The organism is Achromobacter sp. RTa (assembly GCF_000757485.1).
Taxonomy (GTDB): domain Bacteria; phylum Pseudomonadota; class Gammaproteobacteria; order Burkholderiales; family Burkholderiaceae_B; genus Achromobacter.
In genome coordinates, this window is sequence record NZ_JPYO01000027.1 from 86,630 (window position 1) to 98,661 (window position 12,032).

Annotated in this window: 11 protein-coding genes; 5 read left to right on the forward strand and 6 right to left on the reverse strand. The window is 65.8% G+C overall.

Going from position 1 to position 12,032, the window contains the following annotated elements; genetic code table 11:
• Positions 1 to 31 precede the first annotated feature (31 nt).
• The 3 genes from trpA to argE all read right to left on the reverse strand — a co-directional run bounded on the left by trpA (position 32) and on the right by argE (position 3,393).
• A complete protein-coding gene (gene trpA / locus JL37_RS08505) occupies positions 32 to 895 on the reverse strand; it encodes a tryptophan synthase subunit alpha (RefSeq protein ID WP_043543327.1) in 864 nt (287 codons plus the stop codon).
• A gap of 10 nt (positions 896 to 905) precedes the next feature.
• On the reverse strand, positions 906 to 2,105 hold the full coding sequence (trpB, locus tag JL37_RS08510; RefSeq protein WP_043543829.1) for a tryptophan synthase subunit beta: 1,200 nt from the start codon (positions 2,103 to 2,105) through the stop codon (positions 906 to 908).
• A gap of 136 nt (positions 2,106 to 2,241) precedes the next feature.
• Positions 2,242 to 3,393, reverse strand: coding sequence for an acetylornithine deacetylase (gene argE / locus JL37_RS08515; RefSeq protein WP_043543328.1), 1,152 nt, complete (start codon positions 3,391 to 3,393; stop codon positions 2,242 to 2,244).
• A gap of 135 nt (positions 3,394 to 3,528) precedes the next feature.
• Between argE and JL37_RS08520 the strand changes: the two genes are divergently transcribed.
• Positions 3,529 to 4,842, forward strand: a complete 1,314-nt coding sequence (locus tag JL37_RS08520) for an MFS transporter (protein WP_043543831.1) — start codon at positions 3,529 to 3,531, stop codon at positions 4,840 to 4,842.
• Between the two features lie 40 nt (positions 4,843 to 4,882).
• On the opposite strand, the gene JL37_RS08525 is transcribed toward JL37_RS08520, so the two are convergent.
• Positions 4,883 to 7,147, reverse strand: a complete 2,265-nt coding sequence (locus JL37_RS08525) for a bifunctional (p)ppGpp synthetase/guanosine-3',5'-bis(diphosphate) 3'-pyrophosphohydrolase (RefSeq protein WP_043543329.1) — start codon at positions 7,145 to 7,147, stop codon at positions 4,883 to 4,885.
• A gap of 142 nt (positions 7,148 to 7,289) precedes the next feature.
• Between JL37_RS08525 and JL37_RS08530 the strand changes: the two genes are divergently transcribed.
• Positions 7,290 to 8,123, forward strand: coding sequence for a zinc-dependent peptidase (locus JL37_RS08530; RefSeq protein ID WP_043543330.1), 834 nt, complete (start codon positions 7,290 to 7,292; stop codon positions 8,121 to 8,123).
• Positions 8,120 to 8,629: a flavodoxin gene (locus tag JL37_RS08535; protein ID WP_043543333.1), complete on the forward strand. Its 510-nt coding sequence runs from the start codon at positions 8,120 to 8,122 to the stop codon at positions 8,627 to 8,629. The genes JL37_RS08530 and JL37_RS08535 overlap by 4 nt, the downstream gene beginning before the upstream one ends.
• Positions 8,630 to 8,929: 300 nt before the next feature.
• Here JL37_RS08535 and JL37_RS08540 read toward each other — a convergent pair whose 3' ends face one another.
• Positions 8,930 to 9,280 (reverse strand): RidA family protein, encoded by a 351-nt coding sequence (locus tag JL37_RS08540; protein ID WP_043543334.1) that lies wholly within the window; start codon positions 9,278 to 9,280, stop codon positions 8,930 to 8,932.
• 71 nt (positions 9,281 to 9,351) lie between these two features.
• Positions 9,352 to 10,527, reverse strand: a complete 1,176-nt coding sequence (gene pncB / locus JL37_RS08545) for a nicotinate phosphoribosyltransferase (RefSeq protein WP_043543336.1) — start codon at positions 10,525 to 10,527, stop codon at positions 9,352 to 9,354.
• A gap of 155 nt (positions 10,528 to 10,682) precedes the next feature.
• Here pncB and fdxA point away from each other — a divergent pair, with 155 nt between their 5' ends.
• Entirely contained in the window at positions 10,683 to 11,006 is a 324-nt protein-coding gene (fdxA, locus tag JL37_RS08550; protein ID WP_043543338.1) for a ferredoxin FdxA, read from the forward strand.
• A 49-nt stretch (positions 11,007 to 11,055) separates the two neighbouring features.
• The gene (locus JL37_RS08555) at positions 11,056 to 11,856 is read left to right on the forward strand and encodes a ferredoxin--NADP reductase (protein WP_043543339.1); all 801 of its coding nucleotides are present in this window, start codon (positions 11,056 to 11,058) and stop codon (positions 11,854 to 11,856) included.
• The last annotated feature ends 176 nt before the right edge of the window (positions 11,857 to 12,032 follow it).

Consider the following 12,032-nt stretch of genomic DNA (forward strand, 5'->3'; position numbering starts at 1 on the left):
TTTTCATCCCGTATGAGGTCGCGCCCGCCATTCAGGCCGACGCGTTTTCTCGTTTCACTAGATCCAGCGCCTGCCGGATGGTGCGCAGCCAGCCGCTGGCGGCGGCGACTGCGGCATCGGTTTTCTGGGCAGCGGGGACATCCGTCACCGCCTGCTCCATGGTTTCAATCAGTTTGCTGCCGATGACGACCGCGTCGGCCGCGCGCGCCACGCGCTGGGCGCTCTCGGCGTCGCGGATGCCGAAGCCGACGCCGACCGGAATGTCGCGCACGTGGCGGCGGATCACGGCCACGCGCTCGGCCACGTCATCGGTGTTCAGCGAGCCCGAGCCCGTCACGCCCTTGAGCGACACGTAATACACGTAGCCGCGGGCGACCCCGGCAACCGCCTTGATGCGTTCTTCCGTGGAAGTGGGAGCTAGCAGGAAAATGGGGGCAATGCCGTGCTCGCCCAGCGTCGCGGCGAATTCGACGACTTCTTCGGGTGGATAGTCCACCACCAGCACGCCGTCCACGCCCGCCTTCTCGGCGTCGCGCGCGAACTGGTCCTGGCCCATGCGTTCGATCGGATTGGCGTATCCCATCAGCACCACCGGCGTGGCGGTGTCGCGCTGACGGAACTCGGCCACCATTTCCAGCACGCGGGCCAGGCCCACGCCCTGCGCGATGGCGCGTTCGGCGGCCCGCTGGATGACGGGGCCATCGGCCATAGGGTCGGAAAACGGCACGCCGAGCTCGATGACGTCGGCGCCGGCCTCGACCAGCGCATGCATCAGGGGAACGGTGGTCGCGGGCGAGGGATCGCCCGCGGCGATGTAGGGAATCAGCGCCGCGGCGCGGCCGGATTCGGCGGTGCGCGCGAAAGCGGCGGCGATGCGGTCGATGCGAGTTGCCATGGTCAGGCCCTTAAAGCTCGATACCGGCCTTTTCGGCGACGGTATGCATATCTTTGTCGCCACGGCCCGACAAATTGACCAGGATGATGGCGTCGCTGGGGAGCGTGGGCGCCATTTTCACGGCCTGGGCGATGGCATGCGACGATTCAAGCGCCGGCATGATGCCTTCGATGCGGCAGCAGTCGTGGAAGGCCTTCAGCGCTTCTTCGTCGGTGATGCCGACGTATTCGGCACGGCCGGAATCCTTCAGCCAGGCATGCTCCGGGCCGACGCCGGGATAGTCCAGGCCCGCGGACACGGAATGCGTTTCGATAACCTGGCCGTCGGCGTCTTGCATGACGTAGGTGCGGTTGCCGTGCAGCACGCCCACCTGGCCCGCGGCCAGCGATGCGGCGTGGCGCCCGGTATCCATGCCCTCGCCCGCCGCCTCGACACCGATGAGGCGCACGTTTTCGTACGGAATATAGGGATGGAAGATGCCCATGGCGTTGGAGCCGCCGCCCACTGCCGCCACGACGTAGTCGGGCTGGCGGCCGGCGGCTTCGGGCATCTGCGTCAGGCATTCGTTGCCGATCACGGTCTGGAAATCGCGCACCATGCGGGGGTAAGGGTCGGGGCCCGCCACCGTGCCGATGATGTAGAACGTGTTCTCGATATTGGTGACCCAGTCGCGCATGGCTTCGTTCAGCGCGTCCTTCAGGGTGCACGAGCCCGAGGTGACCGGAACGACCGTGGCGCCCAGCAGCTTCATGCGATAGACGTTCGACGCCTGGCGGCGGACGTCTTCGCTGCCCATGTAGACCACGCATTCCATGCCATAGCGGGCCGCCACGGTGGCGGTGGCCACGCCGTGCTGGCCGGCGCCGGTCTCGGCGATGACGCGCGGCTTGCCCATGCGCTTGGCCAGCAAGGCCTGGCCGATGCAGTTGTTCACCTTGTGGGCGCCGGTGTGGTTCAGGTCTTCGCGCTTGAACCAGATCTGGGCGCCGCCCAGCTGGTCAGACCAGCGGCGGGCATGGTAGACCGGGCTGGGCCGGCCCACGAAATGCTTGAGTTCGTAATTGAACTCTTCCAGGAAGGCGGGGTCGACACGATATCGGTCGTAGGCCGCGCGCAGCTCGTCGAGCGCGTGCATCAGCGTTTCCGCCACGAAAACGCCACCATAAGGGCCGAAATGGCCCTTGGCATCCGGAAAGTCGTAAGGTTTCACCAAGCATCTCCCCCGGCATCGCGGCAGGCCTCTGCCGTCCGCAAATCCGGTTTGCAACCCAGCATTTTACCTGACGCCGGCCACGGCCGGGCACGGGCGCGGGCGCGCACCCGCCCCGGAAACGGCTGAAGCGGCGTCAGAGCGACTGCCCGAGGCGGCGCAGGAAGGTCTCGCACGAGGCCAGCTGGTCCAGCGCGACGTATTCGTCCGGCTTGTGGGCCTGTTCGATGGAACCAGGGCCGCAGACGACCGTGGGGATGCCGATGCCCTGGAACAGGCCGGCCTCGGTGCCGTACGCCACCTTGCGGGTCGTGCGGTCCTCGGTCAGCGCGCGCACCAGTTGAGTGATGGCGGCTTCCTCGGAAGCTTCCAGCGCCGGCGCCGCCGCCCCAGTTTCGATCTCGATGCTGGCGCCGTCGAATTCGGCCTTCATGCGCGGCAAGAGCTCTTCGCGCACGTATTTCTCGACTTCGGCCTGGATCGCGTCGGGCTGCATGCCCGGCAGGTTGCGGAATTCATAGCTGAATTCGCAGGATTCCGGAATGGTGTTGACCGCGATGCCGCCGTGGATCTGGTTGGTGGTCATCGTGGAGAACGGGACGTCGTAGAACTGGTCGTACGGGCCCTGGGCCTTGAAGCTGTCCGCCAGGTCGCGGATGCGGCAGATCAGGCGGGCCGCGTACTCGATGGCATTGCAGCCGCGCGGCGTCAGCGACGAGTGCGCCGCCTTGCCATGCACCTTGCAGCGGAACAGGTTGATGCCCTTGTGCGCGACCACCACCTGCATGCCCGTGGGCTCGCCCACCACGCAGCCTTCCGGCCGGATGCCGCGGTCGTGCAGGTCGGCCAGCATGTAGGGCGCGCCGGCGCAGCCCACTTCCTCGTCATAGGAGAACGCCAGGTGGATCGGCTTCTTGCGGGGCATGGCCAGGAATTCCGGCACCATCGCGAGCGAGCCGGCGATGAAGCCCTTCATGTCGCAGCTTCCCCGGCCGTAGAGCAGGCCGTCCTTTTCGACGAGCTTGAACGGGTCCGTGCTCCAGTCCTGGCCGTCCACGGGCACCACGTCGGTATGGCCCGACAGGACGATACCGCCCTGCAGGCCGCCGTCTTGCGCCGGCAGCGTGGCGAACAGATTGGCCTTGGTGCGCTCCGGATTGTGCGCCAGCCATGCGTCGACGCCCTGGCCCTTGAGCCAATCGCGGACGGTTTCGATCAGGGCAAGATTGGAATTGCGGCTGGTGGTGTCGAAACCAACCAGCGTTTCCAGCCAGGTGCGCGCGTTCATGTCACTACTCTCTTGGGGAAAAAGAGAAGTGTAAAGCCAGGCGGCGTCCGCGTCTCGGACGGCCGGACAGGCGTCCGGTCCGGCGAAGCGCCTAGAATGTCGGCCGAATCGAGCAAACACCCCCAAGGAGAAACCGTGCAGCACAAGGCAGTTCCCACGCGCAACATCGTGGCGGCAGTAATCGGCAATGCCCTCGAATGGTATGACTTCCTGGTGTTCGCGTTCATGACGCCGATCATCTCGAAGCTGTTCTTTCCCACCGACCCCAGCGTGCCCGGCAGCGAGCTGAACGCCATCCTGATGACCACCGCCATCTTCGGCGTCGGCTTCTTCATGCGCCCGGTCGGCGGCATCATCCTGGGCCTGTACGGCGACAAAAAGGGCCGCAAGGCCGCCATGGTGATGGTCACTTCGCTCATGGCCGTGTCCATCGCGCTGATCACCGTCGCCCCCACCTATCACGCCGCCGGCATCCTGGCGCCGATCTTCATCCTGATCGCCCGCCTGCTACAGGGCTTTTCGGCGGGCGGCGAATTCGGCACCTCCACGGCCCTGCTGATCGAAATGGCGCCCGACGGCAAGCGCGGATTTTACGGTTCGTGGCAAATGGCCGGGCAGATGCTGGCCCTGCTGATCGGCGCCGCCTGCGGCACGCTCATCACCGAATTCTTCACCCAGCAGCAGATCACCGACTGGGCATGGCGCCTGCCCTTCGCCTTCGGCCTGGTCATCGTGCCGATCGCCATCTACATCCGCCGCAACATCGACGAAACCGACGCCTTCAAGCAGATCAAGGAAGAAGAGCGCCAGGCGGCCGCGCGCGGCGAAGTGCAGCGCCTGAGCCTGGGGCAGATGCTGAAGACGCATACGCGCGAAACGCTGATCGGAGTGGGCCTGGTCGTGACCGCGACCGTCTCCATCTACATCACCTTCACGTATCTGGTGACCTACTCCACGCAGATCCTGAAACTGCCGCTGAACCAGACCTTCCTGGTGCAGATGGCGGGCGCGGCGCTGATGGTGCTGCTGACGCCCTTCATGGGCGCCTGGTCGGACCGCGTGGGCCGCCGCCCTATCGTGATCGGCTCGCTGATCGGTTACCTGTTGGTGCTGTACCCCCTGTACAACTGGCTGTCGGACGCGCCTTCCATTGCGCGCCTGCTGACCGTGCAGGTCGTGGTGTGCCTGTTCGTCTCGGCCTTCTTCGGCGTGTTCAGCACCGTGATGGCGGAACTATTCCCGGCGCGTGTACGCTCGGTGGGCCTGTCCCTGGCCTACAACGTGGCCGTGATGATCTTCGGCGGCTTCGCCCAGTTCATCGTGACCTGGCTGATCAAGACGACCGGCTCGCCGATGGCGCCCGCCTACTACGTCATGTTCGGCGTGGTCCTGGGCCTGGTCGCCTCGTTCTACATGCGCGAGCGCGCGCACGACAAGCTGGACGGCTGAGTCCGGACCGCCCTCCCCCCGGCGCCGTGCGCCGCGGGGATCAGCGGCGCGCCGCCGACGATACGCCCGGCACCTCGGCCAGCGCGTCCAGGGCGCGCGACAGGGATTCGCCGCCCCTCACCTCCACAGTGAACACCATATGGGCGAGCGACTGCTTGCTCTGCGTGTTCACCCCCACCACGTTCAGGCGCAGCCGGGCAAAGACTTCGGACAGGTCGCGCAGCAGGCCGGAACGGTCATGCGCGCGCACGCTGATATCCACCGGATAGAAGGTGTCGGAAGTCTCGCCCCACGCCACTTCGATGACGCGTTCGGGCTCGCGCGCGGCCAGGGCCAGATAGCTGTGGCAGTCGCTGCGGTGTATCGACACCCCACGCCCCCGCGTGACGAAGCCCGCGATGGCGTCCGGCGGCGCGGGACGGCAGCAGCGGGCCAGCTGGGTCAGGAGAGAACCCACGCCGACCACCAGCACGCCGCTCTTGCCGCTCTTTTCGGCGCTGCCGGCGCTGGCGTTGCGCAGCGCCGCCGGCTGCGGCTCGGCGGCGGGCGCCGGCTGCTGGAACAGCGTATCGATCTGCCGCAGGCTGAACTCTTCCTTTGCGGCCGCCACGTACAGGTCGTCGGCGCGCGCGAAACCCAGGCTTTGCGCCAACTGCTCCAGATTGACGGCGGTTTTGCCCAGGCGCTGCAATTCCTTTTCCACCAACGCCTGGCCCTGCGTGATGCGCTGCTGGAGTTCGATCGCGTTGAACCACATGCGCACCTTGGCGCGGGCGCGGGGGCTGGCGAGAAAGCCGAGCTGAGGATTGAGCCAGTCGCGCGATGGCCCGCCGGACTTGGCGGAGATGATTTCCACAGTCTGGCCGGTGGACAGCCGGGTCTGCAGCGGCACCATCTGCCCGTCGACGCGGGCGCCGCGGCAGCGGTGGCCCAGGTCGGTATGCAGGTGATAGGCGAAGTCGACGGGCGTGGCGCCGGCGGGCAATTCGATCACGCGCGCCTGCGGCGTCAGCACATAGATGCGCTCGTCCGTATGCGCGGGCGCCGCGGCCGCATTGCGGCCCTTGCCCGCAGGCTTGCCGGAAGCCGGCTTGGCGGGCTCGCCGCCGCCCTCGACATCGGTGTTCCAGGCCAGCAGCTGGCGCATCCACGCCAGTTGGCGGTCATATTCGCTGGAAGCCGCCACCTGGCCGCCCTTGGCCCCCGCTTCCTTGTAGCGCCAGTGCGCGGCCATGCCGTACTCGGCGAACTGGTGCATCTCGCGGGTGCGGATCTGCACCTCGAACGGGCGCCCGTCGTCGTCGGTCACGACGGTGTGCAAGGAACGGTAGCCGTTGGGCTTGGGCCGGGAGATGTAGTCGTCGAATTCCTCGGAGATCGGCGTCCACATCTCGTGCACCATGCCCAGCGCGGTGTAGCAGGCGCGCACGTCGTCCACGATGACCCGCAGCGCGCGCAGGTCGTACATCTGGGAGAAGTCCAGGCCTTTCACGCGCATCTTGTTCCAGATGCTGTAGATGTGCTTGGGCCGGCCGCTGACCTCGGCCTCGACTCCGCTCTTGGCGAGCGCCGCCTGCAGGCGCTCGATGGCGCCGGCGATGAAGGCCTCGCGCTCGACCCGCTTTTCCTCGAGCAGGCGGGCGATCTGCTTGTACTTTTCCGGCTCCAGGAACCGGAAGGCCAGGTCTTCCATTTCCCATTTGATCTGCCAGATGCCCAGCCGGTTGGCCAGGGGCGCGTAGAGATCCAGGGTTTCCCGGGCGAAGGCGGTGGAGCACGGCGCCTTGCTCTCGGCGTGCCAGCGCAGGCTGCGCAAGCGCGACGCCAGCCGCATCAGCACGATGCGCAGATCGGCCGCCATGGCCAGCAGCATCTTGCGCTGCATTTCCTTCTGCGAACCGGTTTCGGCCTCGGCGTCGCTGGCCTGCCGGGCCACCACGCCCAGCCGCAGCAGGGCCCGGGTGCCTTGCACCAGCCGCGCGACCTCGGCGCCGAAGGCGGCCGCGACCGGATCGTTGCGCAGGGACGGCGCGGGCGCCATCAGATCGGTCGGCAGGGCCGCCAGCAAGGCGGCAGCCCGCGTCGCGGCATCGGTATGCAGGGCCGCCAGCACCCGGACCACGCCTGCGCCGTGCTCGGCCAGGGGCTCGCCGGTCAGCGCGTGCTGCCCCTCGAACCGGGGTTCGGCCCAGGCGACGGCCTGATCGATCAACGCCAGGCCGTCGGCATCCAGGCCAGCTCCTACCTCTTGGCGCCAGGCGGCGTCGAAGGGCGAAGGCGCGTCGAGAACAGGCGGGGCGGACATGACGGACGTAAGCGATTTCGGTTGAGATTCCGACACTCTACACTAGGGCCTGTTCACCCTAAATCGAGCCTTGCACAGGCCCTAGCGTCAGTTGACACCGAAAGACGCCGCGGACCGCGGCATATGGAAGGAACCCGAGCTTATGTTGCGCTGGCTGAAAGGGCGTGGCGCCCGCCCGTCCGCGGTGGCAGATATGCAGTCCCGCATCGCGCCCGAACTGTGGCGGCAGGTGCTGGACGCCCACCCGTTCCTGGCGGTGCTGGGCGCCGACGAGGCCGCCCAGCTGCTGGCCCGTTCGGCCTGGCTGCTTGCAAGCAAGAACATTAACGGCGCGCAAGGGCTGGAGGTGTCCGACTTCATGCGCCTGTCCATCGCGGCCCAGGCCAGCCTGCCCATCCTGAACCTGGCGCCGGAACTGTACGAGGGCTGGGACGAGATCATCGTGTATCCGGCGAGCTTCCGCATCCCGCGCTCCCGCCAGGACGAGGACGGCGTGGTGCACGAATACATCGAGGACGCCGCCGGCGAAGCCTGGGACGGAGGCCCGCTGGTCCTGTCCTGGGAGGACGCGCAACTCTCCGGCGGCGGCTTCAACGTGGTCATCCACGAATTCGCCCACAAGCTGGACCTGCGCTCGGGGTTCGCGGATGGGATGCCGTCGCTGGCGGCCCACCCCGCATTGAATGCCCGGACCTGGCGCCGCGTGCTGGACGACAGCCTGGACCGCTTCATCGCCGCCCTGGACGCGGTGGAGGCCGCCATCCCGCCGCACGTCGATCCCGAAAGCGAAGACGCCGACGCCTGGTATGGCCAGCTGCCGATGGACCCGTACGCCGCCACCGACGAAGCCGAATTCTTCGCGGTCAGCTCGGAGCACTTCTTCGTGGATCCCTACCCCATGCAGCAGGCGCTGCCCGAATGGTATGAACTGCTGAAAGCCTACTATCGGCAGGACCCACTGGAACGCTACGCATGAAACAGCTGCTGATCGTCTGGCATTCCCGCACCGGCGCCGCGCGCCAGATGGCCGAAGCCGCGGCCCGCGGCGCGCGGTCCGCCGCCGCCCAACTCGAGCAGGAAAGCGACCTGCGGGTCGTGCTGCGCCGTGCCTCGGACGTGGAAGCCGGCGAGTTGCTGGCCAGCCACGGCTATCTGTTCTGCGCCCCCGAAAACCTGGCGGGGCTAAGCGGCGAAATGAAGGAGTTCTTCGACCGCAACTACTACGCGGTGCTCGACCGCATACAGGGGCTGCCCTACGCCTGCGCGATCAGCGCCGGCAGCGACGGCACAGGCGCGGCCCGGCAGGCGGAACGCATATGCACCGGATGGCGCCTGAACGCCGTGTCCCCGCCCCTCATCGTCAACATGGGCGCGCAGACGGCGCAGCAGATCCTGGCGGCCAAGACGGTGGCGCAAGCGGACCTGGAAAAATGCGAGGAACTGGGGGGACTGCTGGCGGGGACTCTGCTGCTGGGGCAGTGAGCGGGAGCGGCGACGCGAGAGAGAGCGGCAGGGGCTCTGCAAGTGTCTTCGACAGGTGCTTTCGGCAAGTGTCTGACACCCTAGGAGACGGACTTCGCCTCGCGCCGTCGTCTCGCGGGTGTCAGACACTAATCAAACGGCGACTCCGTTCAGCCGGTGTCTGACACGCTAGGTGTCAGACACACGGAAAGATCGGCTTGTGTCAGACACACGGAAGGATCGGCTTGTGTCAGACACACGGAAAGGATTGGCTTGTGTCAGACACACGGAGGGATCGGCTTGTGTCAGGCACACGGAGTATCAGATTGCCGCCGTGACGACGATCTCGACCTTGTAGTCGGGATTGGCGAGGCGGGCTTCGACCGTGGCGCGCGGAGGCGAATTGCCTGCGGCGACCCAGGCGTCCCATGCCTTGTTCATGCCGTCGAATTCCTTCATGTTGGCCACATAGATCTGGGCCATCAGGATCTTGGTCTTGTCGGTGCCGGCTTCGGCCAGCAGGCGGTCGATCGTCGCGAGCACTTGCTCGGTCTGGCCGGTGATGTCCAGCGTGGCATCGTCCGGCACCTGGCCCGCCAGGTACGCGACGCCGTTGTACACGGCCATGTCCGACAGGCGCTTGTCGACGTGGAAGCGCTTGATGCTGCTCATGAATATTCCCCTAGGATCGAGTGGGTTGGGTGAAACAATGCAGGAAAGCCGCAATTTACCCCGAGCCGGCCTCAGGCGGGGGGCAACTGGAAGACCTGGCGCAGGTAGGCCAGGTACGCGGGATCGTCGCACATGGTCTTTTCAGGCGCATCCGAAACCTTGGCCACGGGCTGCCCGTTGCAGCGGACCATCTTCATGACGATCTGCAGGGGCTCGTGGCCCAGGTCGTTGGTCAGGTTGGTGCCGATGCCGAAGGATACCTTGCAGCGGCCGGAAAACTGGCGGGCCAGCTCGATGGCGCGCGGGAACGTAAGCGAATCCGAGAACACCAGCGTCTTGGCGCGCGGATCCACGCGGTTCTTGCGATAGTGTTCGAGCAGGCGCTCGCCCCAGACGAAGGGATCGCCGGAGTCGTGCCGCGCGCCGTCGAACAGCTTGCAGAAATACATGTCGAAATCGCGCAGGAAGGCGTCCATGCCATAGACGTCGGACAGCGCGATGCCCAGGTCGCCGCGGTATTCCTTGGCCCAGACCTCCAGCGCGTACACCTGCGAATCGCGCAGGCGCGGGCCCAGCGCCTGGCAGGCCTGCAGATACTCGTGGCCCATCGTGCCCAGCGGCAGCACCTCATGCTGCTTGGCGAGCAGCACGTTGCTGGTGCCCGCGAAATGCGGGCCCATCTGCGCCTTCATGGTGGACACGATCTCTTCGTGCCAGACCTTGGAGAAGCGGCGGCGGGTGCCGTATTCGGCCACGCGGAAGTCCGCCAGCGCGGGATCGTCCAGCACCAGGTGCATCTTGGACTGCAGCCGCTTGCGGCCCTCTTCCCAGTCGGGGCTCTTGCGCGTATTGCGGAAATAGACCTCGTTGACGATGGCCAGCACCGGAATCTCGAACAGGATCGTGTGCAGCCACGGGCCCTTGACCTCGATGCTGATTTCTCCGGGCGCCTCGCCCTCGCCGATATGGATGCAGCGCTCGGGCATATGGAACAGCTCGAGGAAATCGACGAAGTCGCTCTTGATAAAACGCAAGCCACCGAGATATTTAAGTTCGTCTTCGGTGAACCGCAGTTGGCACAGCTGGTGCACTTCCTCGCGGATTTCGTCCAGATAGGGACGCAGGTCCACTCCGGGGGTACGGCATTTGTAACGGTACTCGACCTGGGCAGCGGGAAACTGATGCAAAACCACCTGCATCATGCTGAATTTATACAGATCGGTGTCGAGCAGCGAGGTGATTATCATGATTGCGCGTTTCGTTTCGCGACACCATAGCACAGAGCGTACGCCGCTAGGGGCGAAGGGCCACGATGTCAATACGGGTATTACCGGCACATCGGCGCGGCATTGGGTAAAATCGATGCAACAAGACTAAAGCCGCCGAATCCCGGAGTTCCTGAATGACCCACGTTGTCACTGAAAACTGTATTAAGTGCAAGTACACCGACTGCGTAGACGTGTGCCCGGTGGACTGTTTTCGTGAGGGTCCGAACTTCCTCGTGATCGATCCCGACGAATGCATCGATTGCGCGGTCTGCATCCCGGAATGCCCGGCCAATGCGATCTACGCCGAGGAAGACGTTCCTCAGGACCAAATGAACTTCATCGCCCTGAACGCGGAACTCTCGCCGGAGTTCGCCAGCATCAGCCGTGCCAAGAAGCCGCTGCCTGACGCCGACGACTGGAACGGCAAGCAGGACAAGCTGCAATACCTGGAAAAATAAATCGGCGAGCGCCGGCCCCGCCTGGCGGCCGGCATCGCGCGATGCCCCGATGACCGACGACTCCAAATACACGCGCCAAACCGTAACCCACGTCCGCACCTGGGTGCCGGACAAGCTGTTCTCCGTGCGCGTGACCCGCGACGACGCGTTTACCTTCCTGCCTGGCCAGTTCGCGCGTGTCGGCCTGCCGGAAGCCGGCTCCCCCGACGCCGACCCCACGCTGTGGCGCGCCTACTCCATGGTTTCGGCCCCGCATGAACCCTGGCTGGAGTTCTATTCCATCGTGGTCCCCGAAGGGCTGTTCAGCCCGCGCATGGCCCGACTGCAGCCCGGCGACTCGCTGTACGTGGAGAAAGCGCCCTACGGCTTCCTGACCCTGGAGCGTTTCGCCCCGGGCGGCGACCTGTGGCTGCTGGCGTCCGGCACGGGCCTGTCGGCCTACCTTTCCATCCTGCGCGATCCGGCGGTCTGGCGCGCCTACCGCCGCATCGTGCTGGTGCACGGCGTGCGCACCGCGGCGGAACTGGCCTACCGCGAAGAGATCGAATCGTGGCGCGCACGGCCCGACCTGGCCGAACTGTTCGCCGCGGATCCGCAAAAGCTCGTCTACCTGCCCATCGCCACGCGCGAACCTCTGCCCGGCATGCCACAAGAGCGCCTGACCACGCTGATCGCCGATGGCCGGCTGGAGCAACTCGCCGGGCAGCCCCTGGACCCGGAACATGCCAAGGTCATGCTCTGCGGCAACCCGGCGATGCTGGCGGACGCCCGCAAGCTGCTGGGCGAGCGCGGATTCAAGCCGGGACGCCGGGGCATCCCGGGCAATCTGGCGGTCGAAAACTACTGGTGATCCTGCGCCTTCCGGCGTAGTGCATAAATCCCCCATTTGGCATCGCTGCAAGGCATAAGAAGCGCCCTAAACTGGTGCCTAAACGGATATTGGGTCGTTTTTTAGCAACATATTTGCCTTTTTTGACGGCGTTTCTTCAGGTTATTTAGAAATATCGTTAGTCCCGGGGGCAATAA

Bases quoted from the DNA above. Each gene is read 5' to 3' on its own strand.
- trpA (WP_043543327.1), bottom strand. From the start codon at position 895: ATGGCAACTCGCATCGACCGCATCGCCGCCGCTTTCGCGCGCACCGCC.
- argE (WP_043543328.1), bottom strand. From the start codon at position 3,393: ATGAACGCGCGCACCTGGCTGGAAACGCTGGTTGGTTTCGACACCACC.
- JL37_RS08525 (WP_043543329.1), bottom strand. From the start codon at position 7,147: ATGTCCGCCCCGCCTGTTCTCGACGCGCCTTCGCCCTTCGACGCCGCC.
- JL37_RS08530 (WP_043543330.1), top strand. From the start codon at position 7,290: ATGTTGCGCTGGCTGAAAGGGCGTGGCGCCCGCCCGTCCGCGGTGGCA.
- JL37_RS08535 (WP_043543333.1), top strand. From the start codon at position 8,120: ATGAAACAGCTGCTGATCGTCTGGCATTCCCGCACCGGCGCCGCGCGC.
- JL37_RS08540 (WP_043543334.1), bottom strand. From the start codon at position 9,280: ATGAGCAGCATCAAGCGCTTCCACGTCGACAAGCGCCTGTCGGACATG.
- pncB (WP_043543336.1), bottom strand. From the start codon at position 10,527: ATGATAATCACCTCGCTGCTCGACACCGATCTGTATAAATTCAGCATG.
- fdxA (WP_043543338.1), top strand. From the start codon at position 10,683: ATGACCCACGTTGTCACTGAAAACTGTATTAAGTGCAAGTACACCGAC.
- JL37_RS08555 (WP_043543339.1), top strand. From the start codon at position 11,056: ATGACCGACGACTCCAAATACACGCGCCAAACCGTAACCCACGTCCGC.